Source organism: Tenacibaculum sp. SM2510, assembly GCF_057002845.1.
In genome coordinates, this window is record NZ_CP192703.1 from 1,733,034 (window position 1) to 1,752,514 (window position 19,481).

Genomic DNA, 19,481 nt, shown 5'->3' on the forward strand with positions numbered 1-19,481 from the left:
TCACGACAAATAAGCTCTAATTCAGAAAATTAATAATCAATTTAAAGAAAATAATTAATTCTACTTTTTAGTGTAACAAATACCTTAATTCAACGTCACATATAATAAAATCAGTTAAAACTAAAATTTTATCAATGAAAAAAAGTATTATAACTCTTACTACTGCTTTGTTTATTGGCTTTTCTGCTAATGCACAAAAAGTAGCCTTTGAAGAGTACAATTTAAGTAACGGAATGCATGTTATTTTGCATCAAGATAAATCTGCTCCTGTAGTAACAACAGCTGTAATGTATCATGTTGGCGCAAAAGATGAACAACCAGATAGAACAGGGATGGCTCACTTTTTCGAACATTTATTGTTTGAAGGAACCAAAAACATTAAAAAAGGAGATTGGTTTAAAATTGTTTCTTCTAATGGCGGTAAAAACAATGCAAATACAACCGATGATAGAACATATTATTATGAGGTGTTTCCTTCTAACAACTTAGAATTAGGTTTATGGATGGAATCTGAACGTTTATTACACCCAGTTATTAACCAAGGTGGTGTTGATACTCAGAATGAAGTTGTAAAAGAAGAAAAAAGATTACGTGTAGATAATCAGCCTTACGGTAGTTTTTTAGAGAACGTTAAAAAGAATGTTTTTAAAAAACACCCTTATAAAGGAACCACTATTGGAAAAATGAAACATTTAGATGATGCTACTTTGGCTGAGTTCTTAGCATTCAATAAAAAATTCTACGTTCCTAATAACGCAACTTTAGTTGTTGCTGGTGATATTGATATTAAAACAACCAAGAGAATGGTACAAGATTATTTTGGGCCAATTCCTAGAGGTGCAGAAATAACTAGAACTTTCTTAAAAGAAGACCCTATTACTAAGCAAATAAACGCAAAGGCATACGATGCTAATATTCAAATACCTGCGATAGTTAATGCATATAGAACTCCATCTATGAAAACAAGAGATGCCAGAGTTTTAGATATGATATCTACTTATTTAAGCGATGGTAAAAGCTCTATTTTATATAAAAAATTAGTAGATACTAAAAAAATGGCGCTACAAGTTGGAGCTTTCAGTTCTAACCAAGAAGATTACGGAACGTACATTGTTTATGGTCTTCCTTTAGGAAAAACAGCTTTAAGTGATTTAACTAAAGAAATTGATGAAGAAATTGTAAAAATTCAAACGAATTTAATTTCTGAAAAGGCATATCAAAAATTACAAAACAAATTCGAAAATAATTTTGTAAACGCTAACGCTAGTGTTGAAGGAATTGCAAATTCATTGGCTCGCTATAACGTGTTATACGGAGATACTAATTTAATAAATACCGAGATTGACATTTATCGTTCAATTACTCGTGAAGAAATTAAAGAAGTTGCTAAAAAATATTTAAATCCTAATCAACGATTAGTTTTAGAATATTTACCTAAAAAGAAATAAATCAAAAGACAATAATATATTATGAAAACAAAAATAGTATCACTTATCGCAATCTTAGCAATGTCTTTTGCTACAACTGCACAGATAGATAGAAGCATACAACCCAAACCAGGACCTGCACCAAAAGTGCAATTAGGTAAAGTTGATAAATTTACATTGCCAAACGGGCTACAGGTTATAATGGTTGAAAACCATAAATTACCAAGAGCCTCTGCAAGTTTAACTATTGATAATAAAGCTGTTATTGAAGGAAACAAAGCAGGTTTATCTGGTATGATGGGAAGCTTATTAGGTCGCGGAACTACAAATATTACAAAAGATGAGTTTAACGAAAAGGTAGATTATCTTGGTGCTCGTGTTAACTTTTATAGTTCTGGAGCTGCTGCTGCATCATTAAAAAAATACTTTCCTGAAGTATTAGGATTAATGGCAGACGGAGTTAAGAACTCTCAGTTTACTCAAGAAGAATTCGACAAAGAGGTTAAAGTTACTTTAGACGGATTAAAATCTGAAGAAAAAAGTGTAACAGCTATCGCAAGAAGAGCTGAAGGTGCTTTAATTTATGGCAAGAACCATCCTTTTGGTGAGTTTACAACTAAAGAATCTTTAGGTAATATTTCACTTACAGATGTTCAAAATAATTTTAACACCTATTACAAACCAAATAATGCTTATTTAGTAATTGTTGGAGATATTGACCCTTCAGAAACTAAAAAATTGGTAACAAAATTATTTGGTGATTGGGAAAAAGGAGATGTACCTGCGGTTGCTTTCTCTAAACCAGAAAACGTAAATACTACCGAAATTAATTTTATCAATATGTCTAACGCAGTACAATCAGAAATTGTAATTGCAAATAACATCGATTTAAAATTAGGTGATAAAGATTATTATGCTGCTTTATTAGCAAACAGTATTTTAGGTGGTGGTGGAACTGCTCGTTTATTCATGAATTTACGTGAAGACAAGGGATATACTTATGGTTCTTATTCTAGTGTTAGACAAAGTAGAGATGCAGCTACATTTAGAGCAACAGCAAGTGTTCGTAATGCTGTAACTGATAGTTCTGTTGTAGAAATTCTAAAAGAAATAAATAAAATTCGTTATCAAAAAGTATCTGCTGAAGAATTAAAAAATGCCAAAGCTAAATATGTTGGTAATTTTGTAATGGAGGTTCAAAAGCCTGCAACTGCTGCACGTTATGCCCTAAACATGGCACTTTATAACTTGCCTGCGGATTTTTATGAAAACTACTTAAAAAATATTAATGCTGTAACTTTAGACGATGTTCAAAATGCAGCTATTAAATATTTTAAAGGTGATAAAGCTCGTATTATAATTACGGGTAAAGGAATTGAAGTTTTAAAGAATTTAGAAAAAAATTCTGACTACAAAATCAACTATTTCGATACAGAAGGAAACCCAACTACTAAGCCAGCAATGACTTTACCTGTTCCTACAGGAATGACAGCTGTTAACGTTGTAGATAAATATTTTACCGCAATTGGAGGGAAAGACAAAATCGCTTCTGTAAAATCACTAATGATTTCTTCTGATGCTAAAATACAAGGAATGCAATTGAATTTAGTTCAAAAGAATGCAGCTCCTAATAAATCATTAGTATTAGTTTCTATGATGGGTAATGTGATGCAAAAAGTAGTTTTTGATGGAGCTAAAGGATACCAAGAAGCTCAAGGTCAGAAAAAAGAAATAGCTGGCGAAGAGCTGGACGAAGCAAAATCTACAGCAGCTCCTTTTGCAGATTTAGCTTATAAAAAAGGTAAACTAGAAAGAGTAGAACCTGTTGATGGTAATAATGCTTATGTTATTAAGTATGGTAAATCTGAAATATTTTATGACGTAGCTTCTGGACTAAAGGTAAAAGAAGTAAAAACAGCAAAAGGACCTCAAGGAGAGATGAAAGTTCCTACAACTTTTTCTGATTATAAAGAATTCAAAGGAATTAAGTTCGCGCATAAAGTTACTCGAACAAACGGACCTATGAAAATGGAATTTATTGTAAAAGAAATAAAAATTAACGAAGGTGTTTCTGATGCCGATTTTAAATAAATAGAAAAACGTTAAAATAATTAATAGAGCCAAAGCGAAAGTTTTGGCTCTATTTTATTTTGACTTATTTGTCATCCAAACTCCAAATAAAATAATTCCACCAGCAAGCAATTGAATTACACTTAATTGCTCTCCATCTAAAATTCCCCACATTACTGCTATAATCGGAATTAAATAAGTTACAGACGAAGCAAAAATTGGTGAAGAAATATGCACTAAATCATTAAATATTACTTTCGCTATTGCTGTTCCTAAAACAGATAAAATAATTATATATAATAACGCTGGCCTAGTTTCAGAATTTAATTCAAATTCAGTAAAAAAACCTGTATAACCTAATATTATTAATACAGGAATTATCACTATTAAAAAATGCCCTGTAGTAATCGTGAGCCCATCTAAATCATGTAAATATTTTTTTATAATATTTACATTAAACGCATAACCCACTGAAGAAATAATTGGCAACAAAGCATACCAATAATTCTGATTTGGATTTAAGTCTGCTCCTTTTAAAATTAAAATTAGGGTTCCAACCAATCCTATAAAAATTCCTATAAATTGCCTTTTTTTAAATGTAAAACCAAATACTAAAGCACCAATAATAAAAGTATTAAAAGGTGTTAGGGAATTTAATATTGATGCTATTGAGCTATCTATTCCATTAATTGCGTAGGCAAACAAAAATGCAGGGAAAAAGGTACCGACTAAAGCACTTACTAAAACATACTTCCAATGTCTTTTTTTTATTTTCTGTAAACTTTTAAAACCAACAATAATTACAAATATAGCTGCAAAAAAAGTTCGTAAAGCAGCCACCTGTATAGGTGATATACTTATTAATGCCTTTTTCATTAAAATAAAAGAACTTCCCCAAACCAGCGAAAGAACTACTAAATACAACCATTTCCGTTGTTGATTACTCATTTTCAATTCATTTAAGCACAAAATTCGTTTATTAATATCTATAAATTTGATTTTATTGATAACTTTGCTAAATAACTTAATAAATTAAAATGATGAAAATTCAAAAAATAATATTCGCTTTAGCTTTTGTTAGTTTTTTAGCTGTTGGATGCAAAAACGAAGCAAAGAAAGATGACACTACTAAAGAAGAAAAAACTGAAGTTGCCGCAAACACAAAAGAGCTTTCTTTAAGTATTTCAGGAATGACTTGCGAAATAGGATGTGCTAAAAAAATAGCTTCTGATTTATCTAAAAAAGAAGGAGTATTAGAAGCTAACGTGGTGTTTAACGATAGTATTGCCAACGTAAAATATGATGCAAGTATTACAAACAAGGCTGATTTAATTGCTTTTGTAGAAGGAATTGGTAGTGGCGACATGTACAAAGCTTCAGAAACAGGTAAAAAAACGTGTAAAGAAGGTTGTACAATGGCTTGTTGTGCAAAGAAAGATGTAGAAAAAAAAGCGTGTGCTGCCGACTGCAAAAAAGAATGCTGCACAAAAAGTGATGCTGAGAAAAAAGCATGTGCTACAGATTGTAAGAAAGAATGTTGTGCTGAGGCTAAAAAAGCTTAAATTTTATCTTTAAAATAAAATCAAGCTCCTCTTTTGAGGGGCTTTTTTTATGCGTTTATCTTATCTTTGTAAAAACTTTTCTTCTGATGAAAAAACATTTTCCGCTCCTAGTAAAAATTTCGTTGATTGCTGTATATCTTATTTTTTTAGCAGGATCTGTAGTTCGTATGACAGGATCTGGAATGGGCTGCCCAGATTGGCCAAAGTGTTTCGGATATTACATTCCGCCAACCTCTGAAGAACAAATTACTTGGCATCCCAACACGGAGTATGAAAAAGGAATGATAATCGTTAAAAACGATGTTTTATTCGTTGCTGAGAATGATTTAAAAACAGCAACAGAATTCAACAATAGTAATTGGGTAAAATACACCAAACACAGCTACGCAAAATTTAATAAATTTCATACCTGGACAGAATACATCAACCGATTAGCTTCTGCTTTGGCTGGGATTCCGTTTTTGTTTTTAATTTTTGTTTCTACTAAATTCTGGAGAGAAAAGAAAATCATTACCCTTTTATCTTTCGGAGCTTTCTTTTTAATGCTTTTTGAAGCCTGGTTAGGTAAAACCGTGGTAGATTCTAACTTAAAACCTACTATTATTACCATTCACATGGTTGGTGGTTTAGTTATTGTTGGACTGTTGTTATGGTTGCTATTTATAGCTTCTAAAGATAAAAACATATCAACTACGCACGAACAGACAAATAAAAGGAAATACAATTCACTTTTTAATAAATTATTAATCGTTTCTGTAGTCTTTTCTTTAGTTCAAATTGCGCTAGGAACTCAAGTTCGTCAATTTATCGATGAGCAAGTAAAATTATTCGGATTCGACAATAAACATTACAGCTTACTAAACCCTAGTTTTAAGTTTTACTTTCACCGTTCGTTTACCATTGCCATTGTGTTGGTAAACTTGGGGATCTTTTACTTAAATCAAATTAAAAACTTAGGGTACAAATTAGTAAATTGGATTGTATTCTTGATTTTTTTAGAAACCATGACAGGTATTTTAATGTATTATGCTGATTTCCCTATCGGAACGCAAGCGATACATTTACTTTCTGGAGCTATCTTATTCGGATTACAGTTTTACTTATTACTACAAAATAGAAGCGTAAAAGAATAAGTTCGAGGTAACGAAACTTCATAAAATTTCTAGCCCCGATTGTAGCATTTGTTTGAGCTCCTCGGAGAGAGCGAGTGCGGAAAGCGGGAAATAGCTTCAGCAAAAACTAATCCTCCCACTCTAAGGTTTCCAACATATGAATCATATCTTTTTTGATATATTCAACTGCTGGTAAAATAGAATCGTAATTAGGTTTTGTGTAAAAAAACAGGGATCCTTTTAAAAAATGATTTGTGCTGTCGGTAACATGAAATTGAATTTGTGACGCTGCATTTCCTGATATTTCACACATTTTTCCATATATCTTTTTATCGGTATCGGCATAATCTCTCCAAGAAATATGGTCGGCTTTTACAGTGTGCTCTAGCACCAATTTTTCAGCTTCAACTAACAATTCTCGTAAATTATTTTTTACAGGTCGGTACGTAATATCAACCGAAGCCTTTAATTTAGGGTATTGAATTTTTAACCAGTTTTGGGGCAAAGTTTTAACCGTAGCATTTTTTGCTACAGCAAAACTATAAGGTCTTGTTTTATTTAACTTACTATATCCTGTTTCTGGGTACTCAAGACTTAAATAACCTTTAGGTTTTGGTAAAATTTCTTCACCACAACTTAATAATAACATTGCTGACATCAACAATAAAAATTTATGCATTTCGTGTTGCTTTTACTTGTTTTATACGCTTCTTATCTAACGCTTCTATAGTAAACGTATAAATGTTAAAGATTATTTTCTCGCCCTTTTTAGGAAACTTACCAGACACTTCTAAAATAAAACCTGCTAAGGTTTCGCTTTCTCCTTTTAACTCTTCAAACTTCTCCTCATCGTCATCTTCTAATACACGGCAAAAATCTTTGATGGTTGTTTTACCTTCAAAAATATAATTGTTTTCATCAATTTTAGAATAGGTTAAATCTTCATCATCAAATTCGTCATTTATATCTCCTACAATTTCTTCTATAACATCTTCTAACGTTACAATTCCGCTTGTTCCGCCATATTCATCTACAACGATTGCTAAGTGCTTTTTCATTTCTTGAAATTCACTTAACAAATCATCTAATTTTTTGTTTTCTGGTATAAAAAAAGCTTCACGTAATAATTTTTGCCACTGAAAATTCTTCTTATTTAAATATGCTAATAAGTCTTTTGCATATAAAACCCCTCTAATATTGTCTATATTTTCGTGATAAACAGGGATTCTTGAATATCCATTTTTTAAAATCATCTTTAAAACCTCTTCATACGAAGTGTCGTCTGCAATAGCACAAACATCGGTTCTTGGTTTCATTATTTGTACTGTTTCTGTATTACCAAAACTTACAATTCCTTCTAAAATTTTTTGCTCTTCTTTTGTTGTTGCTCCGCTTGAAGTTAATTCTAAAGCTTGTGATAAACGCTCTACAGAAAGGTTGTTATTCTTGTTACCTAACTTATTCTCTACAATACTAGTTAACTTTATAAGTGGCGTGCTTAACGGCGTTAAAAGAATATTTAAAACCTGAATAGGTTTTGCCATAAAACTAGCAAACTTCATCGATTTCCTTGTAGCGTATACTTTTGGTAAAACTTCACCAAATAATAAAATTAAAAAGGTTACTAAAACGACTTCTATTAAAAATTTTACCCCGCTAGAAAGTCCGCTAAAAAAAACCTCACCTAAGGAGGCAAATATTAGTACAATAAGAATATTTATGAAATTATTGGTTATTAAGATTGTGCCTAATAATTTTTTGGGGTTTTCGAGTAACTTCACTACTGTACTCTCTCCTTTTGATGCAGATGAAAGCTCATCTATTTTTGTTTGTGAAATAGAAAAAAAAGCCACTTCGGTTCCCGAGACCAAAGCTGAACAAACTAATAAAAAGACTAATGCTAAACTGTTTATTGCGGTTAACAAATTAATGCTTGATAATACTAAAAACAAGGAGTTGGGTTCTGTATCCAATTTTTAAAATTTAATTAAACTAGAATGGTAAATCATCATTTTGGGTTGCTACATTAGTTGTAACATTATTTTGGAGTGCTATTTCAGTACTAGAACCTTCTGCTGCTAGCTCTTTTTTTGTTGATAGAAAAGTCATTTCTTGCACCTGAATTTCTGTAGCGTAACGTTTTTGCCCTTCTACTTCATATTGGCGTGTTTTAATTCGCCCTTCACAATACACTTTGTCTCCTTTAGTTAAATATTTTTCACATATTTCAGCCAACTTATTACGTACAACAATATTGTGCCATTCTACATTGGTTACCTTCTCTCCGGTTTGACGATTTGTGTACGTTTCGTTTGTTGCCAAAGGAAAACGACCAATAGCACTACCTCCTTCAAAATAATGCATTTTTACGGCATCACCTAAATGACCTATTAAAATAACTTTATTAATTGTACCTGCCATAACTTAACTGTATAAAATCAAATATACAAAATTTACTATTTGTTATCAGAAAATTCGTTTAAAAACTTATCAATCAAAACAGGCACAGGATACTGCTTAATATCTTTCCATAAAATAGTTTTTTCTTCAGAATTTGAAATTTTAACGATCCAAAACTTTGTAAATAAATGCTGGTGAGATAATTTATGAACAATGTCTTCTTTATTAAATAGCGACAATGATGTTTCATTAGGAAAAAGTGTAGAGAATAGTTCCTTAGCAACTAATTTCACTTCAGAAACGGGCTCTTTTGTTTCAATTAACGGAAACTGATACATTCCTTGCCAAATACCTTTCCCTATTCTTTGTTGGATAATTGTTTTTTCATCATCAGTAACAACAACCAAGAAGTTAAAATAACGTTTTTTAATTTTGATTTTTTTCTCTTTTACTGGAAGTTCTTTAATCTGTTTTTTAGCTAACGCTATACAACTTTCAGATAAAGGACAAGAATCACATAACGGATTTTGAGGCTTACACTGCATTGCCCCGAAATCCATTATCGCTTGGTTATAAGTTCCTGGTTGCGAAACATCAATTAATGTTTGTGCTAACTCTTTAAACTCTTTTATCCCTTTTGATGAATTAACTGGTGTGTTGATTCCGAAATAACGCGCTAAAACTCGGTACACATTTCCATCTACAACAGCTACGGGTTCATTATAACAAATAGATGCTATTGCAGAAGCAGTATAATCTCCAATTCCCTTTAGCTTTAAGAGCTCCTTGTAGCTATTCGGAAAAACCCCGTTAAACTCGTTGGCTATAAATTTTGCTGTAAAATGCAGGTTTCTTGCTCTTGAATAATACCCTAAACCTTGCCATAATTTAAGTACTTTACTTTCATCTGCTTTTGCTAAATCAAATACCGTTTTAAACTCCGTTGTAAAGGTCATAAAATATGGTAATCCTTGTGCTACTCGCGTTTGCTGTAACATAATTTCACTTAACCAAACCTGGTAAGGGTCTTTAGTTTTACGCCAAGGCAAATCTCTTTTATTTTTTAAATACCAGTAAATAAGTTGGTTAGCTAATATCATTTATGTAAATTGAGCCAGCGAAAATACTGTATTTTATTTAGATATTTTTATTCTTATTATTTCCGGAATAGATTAATTATCATATATTTGCACCCTCATTTTTAAAAATAAATTCAAAATATATATAGAATGACAAAAGCAGATATCGTATCTAAAATTTCAGATAAGAGTGGAATTGAAAAAGCAGATGTTTTAGCAACTGTTGAGGCGTTTATGGACGAGGTAAAGGATGCATTAGAGAGCGGAGATAATGTATATTTAAGAGGTTTTGGTAGTTTCATCATCAAAACTAGAGCAGAAAAAACTGGTAGAAATATTTCAAAAAATACAACTATTAAGATTCCTGCACATAACATACCAGCTTTTAAACCATCAAAAGTGTTTACAGAAGGTGTGAAAACTAAAGTATCTGTAAAGTAATAAAATTATTAACCAAAGATCTTTACTCCTAAAGATTTTATAAAACATTTTTAATTATGCCAAGCGGTAAAAAAAGAAAGAGAGCAAAAATCTCTACACACAAAAGAAAGAAAAGAGCAAGAGCAAATCGTCACAAGAAAAAGTAAGCTAACGCTTACTTTTTCGTTGCTTTTATAAGCTTATTAAGTTCATTGACATTAAGGTTTAAACACCTTAAAACGGTATAAAAATTATACCTGTTTACAAATTTTAATCCGTCTTCGTAAAATTATTACGTTGGCACAAAACTATATTCAGAATGAAAACAGAATTAATAATTCGTTCAAATTCTTCTGATATTGATTTCGCCTTACTAAGAGATGGTAGACTTATTGAATTAAACAAAGAAACAAGCGATAATAAATTTTCAGTCGGAGATGTTTTTCTAGCAAAAATAGGAAAAGTGATGACTGGTTTAAACGCCGCTTTTGTAAATGTTGGTTATCCTAAAGATGGTTTTTTACACTATCATGATTTAGGACCACAAGTACAATCTTTAAACAAATTCATTAAGAAGGTAAGCACAGGTAATTATAAAGAATTCACTTTAAAAAACTTTCGCTCTGAGAATGATATCAATAAAGACGGAAGTATTAATGATGTACTAAAATCAGGTCAAAATTTATTAGTACAAATTGTAAAAGAACCGATATCTACCAAAGGTCCGCGCATTAGCTCGGAACTATCAATAGCTGGTAGGTTTTTAGTTTTAGTTCCTTTTTCTAACAGAGTATCTGTATCTCAAAAAATTGCAGATCCCAAAGAAAAAGAACGTTTAAAAAAATTAGCAAAAAGCATAAAACCCAAAGGGTTTGGGCTTATTTTACGTACTGTTGCCCAAAATAAAAAGGTAGCAGAACTAGATAAAGATTTACAAAATTCACTTGAACGTTGGGAGAAAATGTGTAATAGCATCGCTAACAAAAACACACCAACAAAAATATTAAGTGAGTTAAACAGAGCATCTTCTATTTTAAGAGATGTAATGAACGATTCTTTTACAAGTATTGTAACCAACGATGAAGATTTAATGATTGAAATTAAAGAGTATTTACAAGAAATATCACCTGAAAAGGAAAGTATTGTAAAACTTCATAAATCTGACACCCCAATTTTTGAGAAATTTGGTATAGAGCGTCAGATAAAAACATCGTTTGGTAAAACAGTTTCTATGAGCAAAGGTGCGTATTTAGTTATTGAACACACCGAAGCTTTACATGTTATTGATGTAAATAGTGGTAATCGCTCAAACAAAGCTTTAAGCCAAGAAGAAACTGCTTTAGAAGTCAACCTAATTTCTGCCACCGAAGTAGCACGTCAGTTACAACTGCGTGATATGGGTGGAATTATAGTTGTTGATTTTATTGATATGAAGAGCACTGAAAACAGACAGAAATTATATCAGCATTTAAAAGATGCAATGTCATTAGATCGCACAAAACACAAAATTTTACCTCCGAGTAAATTTGGTTTAGTGCAGATTACAAGACAACGTGTACGACCTGAATTAGAAATAAAAACACGTGAACCAAACCCAAATAAAAACGGAGAGGTTGAAGCTCCTATTGTTTTAATAGACAAGATGGAAGTTGAATTAGAACGCATAATAAATAGCGGTAAAGACTACAAGGAGATTACATTAAATACACATCCTTTTATAGCTGCTTATTTAACTAAAGGCGTAAACTCTATTCGTTTTAAATGGTATGTTCAACACAAAAAGTGGATTAAGATATTACCTAGAGATGCATACCAATACTTGCAATATAATTTCTTTTTGAAAAAAAAGAAAAGTAAGTAAGGCAATCTTATTATGAAATAAAAACCCGTTTCTTTCGAAACGGGTTTTTTTGTGTTTTAAAACCAAAAACCTAAGTTAAACAGCCAGTATTTTTCACTGTGATCTGGCGACCAAGTATATTTTAACTCTACAGGACCTAAAAAGCTCTCAACACTATAACCAAGGGCATAACCTGACTTTGTGTTTTTAAATAAATCTGCATCAGAAAAAACATCTTCTGCTACTCTAGCATAATTTGCTATAAAAGTTGCATAGTGCTTCTCTATAACCTTATATCTAAAGTTGAACTCAGACTTTAAAAAAGATTGATTATTTAAAACCCCTGTTTCGTAACCGTAAAAAGACATAAAATTATTAATATAGTTTTGATTGTAGCCTCCTAACCGATAATCAAACATTAAGGATGATTTTTTACCTAAAGTGTATCCGCCTTCGGCAGTATATTGAAATGTTAGTTTATCATAAAAGGTAGTTGCAAAGCCTAATTTTGCCCCCATTTGTGAAAATTGCTGAAAGGGTTGACTTCCTGCAGCTAATTTAGATAGCTTATTATTTCTATCGGACCATACAAACCACTTAAAGCCTATGTTAGCATAAAACCCTTTCGTAGGAAACATTTCTTTATTATAAGTGTCTAACTTTAAAAATGTAAAAGCATTTATATAATTACTACTATCAAAAAAGGTTTCCTGCCCGTTACTTAAAACATTGCTAGATTTAATTGCTAGATTTTTTTGTTCGATACCCACTCCAATGGCAAATTTTTTATCCATCGTTGTTTGCATGAAAAACGAGTTAGTAAAATCCGCATATCGTACATTAATTAAATCGCTAGCATATAAAAAATCATTATTAAATGTATTATATCTAGATTTAATCCCAAAACTTGGCAACAACCCATTATCTACAAAGTATTGAAAATCATATCTTATTTTATCACCAATTCCTACATCTAGGGATAATTCATCATTTTGAGTCAGTAATTTTTTGTGGTTATAATTTAATAAAACAGCCGATTTATATAACAAATCATAATGCAACCCAAACCTTAAATAAGATTTAATATCCTCTTCTTTTACTACTAATTCGAGTTTTTTTCCTTTAAAAGATTTTTTAAAATGATAATCTATTCTTTTAAAGTTTTTAGAGGCTGTTAGGGTATTAATTTTTTTTGAAATATCATTATATGAAACACTATCTCCTTCATTTAATTGTAACTTGCCTAATATATAATTATTTGTATATTTTTTATTTCCTTTAATAATAATTCTATCTACTAAAAACTTGTTTTTTTTAACCTTTACTTTTACAGGCTCTTTTTTATTGTATTGAAGTTTAGCAATACTGTCGAAAACAACCTTAAACGTTTTAGCTGTTTTTTTTCCTTCACTAATAATCTCCTCTTTTTTATCAAAAGAAATCACAGTATAATCTTCAATATTTGGTTTAATATAAAAATTTAACAACCGAACTTGATCATCTGATTTTTCATACATTTTAAAATTTACAATCTGCATTAATAAAGACGCTACAGATGATAGCTCTTCTCTTTTTAGCAACTCTCCCTGAACACTAACACCTATTATTATGTCCATCTTTTTTTTCTTCATTATATCAACCGGAAAGTTATTTACAACACCACCATCAACTAATAATTCCCCATCAATTTCAACAGGGTTTAATAACGAAGGAAAAGAGCCACTTGCTCTTAATGCTAATGGCAAAGAACCTTTATCTAAAACAACCTCTTCACCGGTTTCAATATTTGTTGCAAGGCAATAAAAAGGAATTGGAAGCTGAGAAAAATCTCGAATATCATCTACAGGAGCTAGCAATTCTGTTAAAAAATTTAGTATATTTTGCCCTTTCGATAACCCTAAAGGGAGCCCAATTTTTCCTTCTTTTATAGGTAAACTAATTGCGTATTTTTCACCATATTCTTTATTAAAAAGAGGTTTTTCTCTTCTCGATATTTTATCTCTTATAATTGTCTCAAAATCAGTTTTTAAAATAATTTTTTCTATTTGATTCGCAGAATACCCAGCAGCATACAACCCCCCAACGATGGCTCCCATACTTGTACCGCCAATATAATCTATCTGTACCCCAGCCTTTTCTAATTCTTTTAAAACCCCGATATGGGCAAAACCTTTAGCGCCTCCTCCACTTAAAACCAAACCTATTTTTGGCTGATTTTGTGCTAGTATAACTGCAGGTAGAAAAAATATAATTAACCACTTTTTCATTCTTTTTCTTTTTGATAAAATTGATATATTTTTTGAGCTCTTGAAAACCCAACAATTTCTTTTAGCTCTGCTAACGAAGCTTCTTTTACTCTTTTTGCTGATTTAAATTTACGTAATAAATTAGTAATGGTTTGTTTACCAATATCCGGAATCTGTTCTAATTCGGATTGGATAGCACTTTTACTTCGCTTATTTCGGTGCAATGTAATTCCGAAGCGATGGGCTTCGTTTCGTAAAAACTGAATTATTTTTAAGCTTTCTGATTTCTTATCTAAATATAACGGAACTGAATCTCCGGGGTAATAAATTTCTTCTAATCGTTTTGCAATACCAATAATAGCTATTTTACCTCGCAAACCTAAAGCATCTAAACTTTTTAAGGCCGATGATAACTGCCCCTTTCCTCCATCAATAACAATCAATTGTGGTAAAGGTTGTTTTTCTTCTAACAGGCGCCTGTAACGACGAAAAACAACCTCCTCCATTGAAGCAAAATCATCAGGGCCTTCCACAGTTTTAATATTATAATGACGGTATTCTTTTTTACTAGGTTTTCCGTCTTTAAAAACCACACAAGCAGCCACAGGATGTGTTCCTTGAATATTCGAGTTATCAAAACACTCTATATGACGTGGCTCTTCATGTAAACGTAAATCTTTTTGCATTTGATTCATAATACGTTTTACATGACGCTCCGGATCTACAATTTTTATTTGCTTAAACTGCTCCATACGATAATACTTCGCATTTCTTTCAGATAAATCTACAATCCGTTTTTTATCTCCTAACTTCGGTACAGTTACTTTTATTTGCTCTCCTAAATTGACTTTAAAAGGCACATAAACTTCTCTTGACAACGAGTTAAATCGATTGCGAGTTTCTATAATAAACAACTCTAACAATTGCTTGTCGGTTTCTTCTAGTTTCTTTTTTATTTCTGTGGTATATGATTGCACGATTGCGCCATTCATCACTTTAAAAAAGTTTGCATAACCGTGAGTTTCATCAGAAATAATAGAAAAAACATCTACATTGTTAATAGACGGATTTACAATAGTAGATTTTGCTTGATAATTTTTTAAAGAATCTAATTTATCTTTAATTTTTTGGGCTTCTTCAAATTTCATATCCGAAGCAAAATCAAGCATTATTTGCTGTAATCTCTCTAAAATCTCCTTAAAATTTCCTTTAAGAATATTACGTATAGCACTAATTTCTTCTAAATAATTATCTTCATGCTGATGTCCTTCACAAGGACCTTTACAGTTTCCTAAATGATATTCTAAACAAACTTTATATTTATAAGAAGCTATTTTTTCTTGACTTAAATCATACGTACAAGTTCGTAATGGATATAACTCTTTAATTAAACTTAAGAGTGACTGCACCATTTTCATATTCGTATAAGGACCAAAATACTCTGAGCCATCTTTAATAACTCTTCGCGTAGAAAAAACTCTTGGAAAACGCTCTTTTTTAATACAAAGCCACGGATACGATTTGTCATCCTTTAGTAAAACATTGTAACGTGGTTTATATTTTTTAATTAAGTTGTTTTCGAGCAATAATGCATCCGTTTCAGTATCTACTACAACATGCTCTATCCTAACAATTTTTCTTACTAAAATTCGTGTTTTACCATTCTCATGAGTCTTCGTAAAATAAGAAGAAACACGTTTTTTTAAGTTTTTAGCCTTGCCTACATATATAATCACCTCATCTTTATCAAAATATTGATAAACTCCTGGTGAAGAAGGCAATGTTTTTAGCTGAAGTTCTAATGAAGTTGGCATACAACGAAAATACAATTTTATAAAGATATGTAAGTTGCTATATGTACATTTACACTAATATTTATTTACTACACAATGCAACAACCAATTCCTTTTTATAAAGAAGAAATCAATAGTTTAAATACCGTTTTAATTGCGTTAAAAAAACAATTACTTATAACTCGTATTTTACGTCTTTTGGCTTTTTTAACCATTTCTTTTTCAGCATACATCGCCTTCGCAAAAAACAATTTGTTTTTTATTGTAAGTATTATAGCTTTAATCGCTTTTGTTTATTTAGTAACAAAACACTTACGTTTAAAACAAACAAAAAGTCTTCTAGAAGCAAAACTGACTATTAATAAAACAGAAATAGCTGTTTTAAATGGTGCATTTTCTGATTTAGAGAGTGGAAAAGAATTTACAAATTCAGCGCATTATTTTAGCAATGATATCGATTTGTTTGGCGTTGGTTCTTTCTTTCAATACATAAACAGAACGGCAACCAATGAGGGAAAAAAGTTATTAGCGGCTATTTTAACGAGTAACGATATTAACAGTATTCAAGAAAAACAGAAAGTAGCACAAGAACTTGCGTTAAAAATAAAATGGCGTCAACATTTTACAGCTGTTGCTAGTTTAATAAACACAAAAACAGCAATACCTGTTATTGTAAAATGGGTGCATTCTTATGAGCAGAAACTACCTTCTTTCCTTACACTTTTTTCGTATGTTTTTTCTGCTATTTCAGTTGTTTTAATTGGCTTATTAAGTTTTGATGTTATTACCTTTTCTATACTTTTAATCTGGTTTATAATTGGTTTAACAACTACTGCTTTCTTTATTAAAAATATTCAAGAATTAGCGACTGAAACTACCAAAGCAAAAGAAACATTTAATCAATACCATCAGTTATTAGCACAAGTAGAAAATGAGGATTTTACCAATTCAACATTAAAAAACAAACAAGCACAAATTAAACAAGAAAACAAAAAGGCATCTACCATATTTAAAGAGTTTTCTAAAAAACTAGATGCTTTCGATCAACGTAATAACATTATTATTGCAGTTGTTGGTAACGGACTTTTTCTTTGGGATATTCGCAACACCATTAAAATAGAAAAATGGATTTCTACCTACAAAAACACTGTTGAAGAATGGTTTAATGTTGTTTCCTTTTTTGATGCACAAAACTCGTTAGCCAATTTTGTTTTTAATAAACCCGAGTATATATTTCCTACTATAAATAACGAAAAATCAGTTTTAAACGCAGTGAATTTAGGACATCCTTTATTAAATGCTACAAAAAGGGTAGACAATGATTTTGTAATAGATAATGAAGAGTTTTTTATTGTTACTGGCGCAAATATGGCTGGGAAAAGTACTTTTTTAAGAGCTGTCTCGTTAGCAATTGTAATGGCTAATACTGGTTTACCAATATGTGCAGAAAAGGTAAAATACAAGCCAGTTAAACTAATTACAAGTATGCGAACTTCAGATTCTTTAAGCGATGATGAATCTTACTTTTATGCCGAACTAAAACGTTTAAAATTTATCGTAAACGAAATTAAAACAGAAAATTATTTTATCATTTTAGATGAAATATTAAAAGGAACAAATAGTATGGATAAAGCCATCGGTTCTAAAAAATTCATTGAAAAACTAAACAAATCAAACTCTACCGGAATAATAGCCACACACGATGTTAGTTTATGTGAATTATCATCAGAATATACGACCATTAAAAACTATTATTTTGATGCTGAGATTATAAATAACGAGTTACATTTTGATTATAAGATGAAAAAAGGCGTGTGTAAAAACATGAACGCTTCCTTTTTATTAAAGAAGATGGAAATTGTTTAATACCTTTACAATATGAGCAAACTTATTGATAACTTCGGCAGACAAATTAGCTATGTTCGATTGGCAGTAACCGATCGTTGTAACCTTCGTTGCCAATATTGTATGCCTGCTCATGGTATTGATATTGTGCCGCGAAAAGAGTTATTAACCTACAAAGAAATGTATCGCCTTATTCGTGTACTTACCGAATTAGGTGTTAATAAAGTTCGTTTAACCGGTGGTGAGCCTTTTGCTCGTAAAGATTTTATGTCGTTTTTAGACATGTTATCTTATAACGATTTGTTAGATGAAATTAATATTACTACAAACGGAGCATTAGTTGCTAACCACATACAAACTTTAGAAAAGTTAGAGAAAATAAAAAACATCAATTTAAGTATTGATAGTTTAGACACTCATAAATTCGCTAAAATTACACGTCGCGATGTATTTCCTGAAGTATATAAAACTTTCGAGTTATTAGAAAAAAGCTCGTTAAACTTAAAGCTAAATGTAGTGGTACAATCTGGTTTTAATACTGATGAAATAAACGATTTTGTAGCTTTAACAAAAGATAAAAACATAGCCGTTCGTTTTATTGAAGAAATGCCGTTTAACGGAAAAGGACAGCGTGATATTAAAGAAAGCTGGAATTATAATAAAATTATAGAAGAAATAAAATCTGAGTATACTGTTGCGCCTATTGTTTCAGAAAAATCATCTACCTCACGTAATTTCTCTATCGAAAATCATCAAGGAACTGTAGGGATTATTCCTGCATTTACACGTACTATTTGTAACGATTGTAATCGAATAAGAATTACCTCAACCGGTACTTTTAAAAACTGTTTGTTTGATGATGGTGTTTTTAACTTGCGTGATTTTATTCGTAAAGGTGCAAGTAATGATGATTTAAAAGAACTTTTTTTATCACTGATAAAAGAAAAGCCCGAAAATGGATTTATAGCAGAAGCAAATCGTAAAAAAGGGAGTGTCACTGAAAGCATGAGTACAATTGGTGGATAATTATGTATTAAAAAGCTGATATATTCAAAAAAAAGAGAGATTAATAGCTTAAAACTATCAATCTCTCTTTTTTAAAAGTACGTTTAAAAACTACTCTTAATTTTATAAAAAAATTAAGAAGACTATTTCTCTAAATCATCCACTAATTTCTCAAAGCTATTTTCAACATCTTTGTATGCTTTTTCAAAACTACCCTTAACTTCTTCCCAGTTATCTTCAGTACTATTTCCTAGTTTTTCAAAACTTTTACCCAATGCTACTCTTTTAGCTTTTAATTCTGCTAACATTTTATTGTTCTGCTCTTTAGTTTCAGCTTTAGCTTCATTAAAATTTTCTTTGATGTTTTTTTCAGCTTTTTCAATTTCAGTATCAAGATATTTTAATTCCTCCTTAACCTTCCCTTCTAAATCTGTCTTTTTATCAAACGCGTAATCACTTAGGTTATCAAAGCTGTCTTCAATATCATCTGCAACATCTTCTAAGCTCTCTTTAGCATCTTCCATTAATTCTTTAGCATCCTCAGTAATTTTTTCCTTTTTTGTTTTGTTATTATCACAAGACACTAATACTAATGATAAAACTAAAGTTATGGCTGTTAATTTGAATACTTTCATTTTTATTTTTTTAAGTTAATACCTACTATTTTAAGGATGTTCGGCTT

Annotated in this window: 16 protein-coding genes; 8 read left to right on the plus strand and 8 right to left on the minus strand. The window is 30.8% G+C overall.

Annotation, left to right across the window (positions count from 1 at the left end; translation table 11 throughout):
- Positions 1–134: 134 nt before the first annotated feature.
- Both ACQ629_RS07810 and ACQ629_RS07815 read left to right on the plus strand, forming a co-directional pair.
- Positions 135–1,448 carry a M16 family metallopeptidase gene (locus tag ACQ629_RS07810; protein ID WP_483703815.1) on the plus strand — a complete coding sequence of 438 codons (1,314 nt, stop codon included), beginning with the start codon at positions 135–137 and terminating at the stop codon, positions 1,446–1,448.
- A 21-nt stretch (positions 1,449–1,469) separates the two neighbouring features.
- Entirely contained in the window at positions 1,470–3,518 is a 2,049-nt protein-coding gene (locus tag ACQ629_RS07815; protein ID WP_483703817.1) for an insulinase family protein, read from the plus strand.
- A 54-nt stretch (positions 3,519–3,572) separates the two neighbouring features.
- Here ACQ629_RS07815 and ACQ629_RS07820 read toward each other — a convergent pair whose 3' ends face one another.
- Entirely contained in the window at positions 3,573–4,445 is an 873-nt protein-coding gene (locus ACQ629_RS07820) for a DMT family transporter (protein WP_483703819.1), read from the minus strand.
- 92 nt (positions 4,446–4,537) lie between these two features.
- Between ACQ629_RS07820 and ACQ629_RS07825 the strand changes: the two genes are divergently transcribed.
- Together ACQ629_RS07825 and ACQ629_RS07830 are read left to right on the plus strand one after the other, a co-directional pair.
- Complete coding sequence (locus tag ACQ629_RS07825; protein WP_483703821.1) at positions 4,538–5,059, plus strand: cation transporter; 522 nt, start codon at positions 4,538–4,540, stop codon at positions 5,057–5,059.
- A gap of 86 nt (positions 5,060–5,145) precedes the next feature.
- On the plus strand, positions 5,146–6,192 hold the full coding sequence (locus ACQ629_RS07830) for a COX15/CtaA family protein (protein ID WP_483703823.1): 1,047 nt from the start codon (positions 5,146–5,148) through the stop codon (positions 6,190–6,192).
- Between the two features lie 106 nt (positions 6,193–6,298).
- Here the strand turns inward: ACQ629_RS07830 and gldD are convergent, their stop codons facing one another.
- The 4 genes from gldD to mutY are packed head-to-tail and all read right to left on the minus strand — an operon-like array spanning position 6,299 to position 9,671.
- Positions 6,299–6,850: a gliding motility lipoprotein GldD gene (gene gldD / locus ACQ629_RS07835; RefSeq protein WP_483703825.1), complete on the minus strand. Its 552-nt coding sequence runs from the start codon at positions 6,848–6,850 to the stop codon at positions 6,299–6,301.
- Positions 6,843–8,144: a gliding motility-associated protein GldE gene (gldE, locus tag ACQ629_RS07840; protein ID WP_483703827.1), complete on the minus strand. Its 1,302-nt coding sequence runs from the start codon at positions 8,142–8,144 to the stop codon at positions 6,843–6,845. The genes gldD and gldE overlap by 8 nt, the downstream gene beginning before the upstream one ends.
- A gap of 19 nt (positions 8,145–8,163) precedes the next feature.
- Positions 8,164–8,592: a single-stranded DNA-binding protein gene (locus ACQ629_RS07845; protein WP_483703829.1), complete on the minus strand. Its 429-nt coding sequence runs from the start codon at positions 8,590–8,592 to the stop codon at positions 8,164–8,166.
- A 35-nt stretch (positions 8,593–8,627) separates the two neighbouring features.
- Entirely contained in the window at positions 8,628–9,671 is a 1,044-nt protein-coding gene (gene mutY, locus ACQ629_RS07850; protein ID WP_483703831.1) for an A/G-specific adenine glycosylase, read from the minus strand.
- A 129-nt stretch (positions 9,672–9,800) separates the two neighbouring features.
- Here mutY and ACQ629_RS07855 point away from each other — a divergent pair, with 129 nt between their 5' ends.
- On the plus strand, positions 9,801–10,091 hold the full coding sequence (locus ACQ629_RS07855; RefSeq protein ID WP_068702156.1) for an HU family DNA-binding protein: 291 nt from the start codon (positions 9,801–9,803) through the stop codon (positions 10,089–10,091).
- 298 nt (positions 10,092–10,389) lie between these two features.
- The gene (locus ACQ629_RS07860; RefSeq protein ID WP_483703833.1) at positions 10,390–11,931 is read left to right on the plus strand and encodes an Rne/Rng family ribonuclease; all 1,542 of its coding nucleotides are present in this window, start codon (positions 10,390–10,392) and stop codon (positions 11,929–11,931) included.
- A 56-nt stretch (positions 11,932–11,987) separates the two neighbouring features.
- Here ACQ629_RS07860 and ACQ629_RS07865 read toward each other — a convergent pair whose 3' ends face one another.
- Positions 11,988–14,177 carry a patatin-like phospholipase family protein gene (locus ACQ629_RS07865; protein ID WP_483703835.1) on the minus strand — a complete coding sequence of 730 codons (2,190 nt, stop codon included), beginning with the start codon at positions 14,175–14,177 and terminating at the stop codon, positions 11,988–11,990.
- Positions 14,174–15,970 carry an excinuclease ABC subunit UvrC gene (gene uvrC, locus ACQ629_RS07870; protein ID WP_483703837.1) on the minus strand — a complete coding sequence of 599 codons (1,797 nt, stop codon included), beginning with the start codon at positions 15,968–15,970 and terminating at the stop codon, positions 14,174–14,176. Before uvrC ends, ACQ629_RS07865 begins: the two co-directional genes overlap by 4 nt.
- A gap of 75 nt (positions 15,971–16,045) precedes the next feature.
- Here uvrC and ACQ629_RS07875 point away from each other — a divergent pair, with 75 nt between their 5' ends.
- Both ACQ629_RS07875 and moaA read left to right on the plus strand, forming a co-directional pair.
- A complete protein-coding gene (locus ACQ629_RS07875; protein ID WP_483703839.1) occupies positions 16,046–17,815 on the plus strand; it encodes a MutS-related protein in 1,770 nt (589 codons plus the stop codon).
- 12 nt (positions 17,816–17,827) lie between these two features.
- On the plus strand, positions 17,828–18,820 hold the full coding sequence (moaA, locus tag ACQ629_RS07880; protein ID WP_483703841.1) for a GTP 3',8-cyclase MoaA: 993 nt from the start codon (positions 17,828–17,830) through the stop codon (positions 18,818–18,820).
- A 122-nt stretch (positions 18,821–18,942) separates the two neighbouring features.
- Here moaA and ACQ629_RS07885 read toward each other — a convergent pair whose 3' ends face one another.
- On the minus strand, positions 18,943–19,434 hold the full coding sequence (locus tag ACQ629_RS07885; RefSeq protein WP_483703843.1) for a sll1863 family stress response protein: 492 nt from the start codon (positions 19,432–19,434) through the stop codon (positions 18,943–18,945).
- Positions 19,435–19,481 lie beyond the last annotated feature (47 nt).

Excerpts from the sequence above, each read along its gene's own strand:
- ACQ629_RS07810 (WP_483703815.1), top strand. The coding sequence starts at position 135 with ATGAAAAAAAGTATTATAACTCTTACTACTGCTTTGTTTATTGGCTTT.
- ACQ629_RS07815 (WP_483703817.1), top strand. The coding sequence starts at position 1,470 with ATGAAAACAAAAATAGTATCACTTATCGCAATCTTAGCAATGTCTTTT.
- ACQ629_RS07820 (WP_483703819.1), bottom strand. The coding sequence starts at position 4,445 with ATGAGTAATCAACAACGGAAATGGTTGTATTTAGTAGTTCTTTCGCTG.
- ACQ629_RS07825 (WP_483703821.1), top strand. The coding sequence starts at position 4,538 with ATGAAAATTCAAAAAATAATATTCGCTTTAGCTTTTGTTAGTTTTTTA.
- ACQ629_RS07830 (WP_483703823.1), top strand. The coding sequence starts at position 5,146 with ATGAAAAAACATTTTCCGCTCCTAGTAAAAATTTCGTTGATTGCTGTA.
- gldD (WP_483703825.1), bottom strand. The coding sequence starts at position 6,850 with ATGCATAAATTTTTATTGTTGATGTCAGCAATGTTATTATTAAGTTGT.
- ACQ629_RS07845 (WP_483703829.1), bottom strand. The coding sequence starts at position 8,592 with ATGGCAGGTACAATTAATAAAGTTATTTTAATAGGTCATTTAGGTGAT.
- mutY (WP_483703831.1), bottom strand. The coding sequence starts at position 9,671 with ATGATATTAGCTAACCAACTTATTTACTGGTATTTAAAAAATAAAAGA.
- ACQ629_RS07855 (WP_068702156.1), top strand. The coding sequence starts at position 9,801 with ATGACAAAAGCAGATATCGTATCTAAAATTTCAGATAAGAGTGGAATT.
- ACQ629_RS07860 (WP_483703833.1), top strand. The coding sequence starts at position 10,390 with ATGAAAACAGAATTAATAATTCGTTCAAATTCTTCTGATATTGATTTC.
- ACQ629_RS07865 (WP_483703835.1), bottom strand. The coding sequence starts at position 14,177 with ATGAAAAAGTGGTTAATTATATTTTTTCTACCTGCAGTTATACTAGCA.
- uvrC (WP_483703837.1), bottom strand. The coding sequence starts at position 15,970 with ATGCCAACTTCATTAGAACTTCAGCTAAAAACATTGCCTTCTTCACCA.
- ACQ629_RS07875 (WP_483703839.1), top strand. The coding sequence starts at position 16,046 with ATGCAACAACCAATTCCTTTTTATAAAGAAGAAATCAATAGTTTAAAT.
- moaA (WP_483703841.1), top strand. The coding sequence starts at position 17,828 with ATGAGCAAACTTATTGATAACTTCGGCAGACAAATTAGCTATGTTCGA.
- ACQ629_RS07885 (WP_483703843.1), bottom strand. The coding sequence starts at position 19,434 with ATGAAAGTATTCAAATTAACAGCCATAACTTTAGTTTTATCATTAGTA.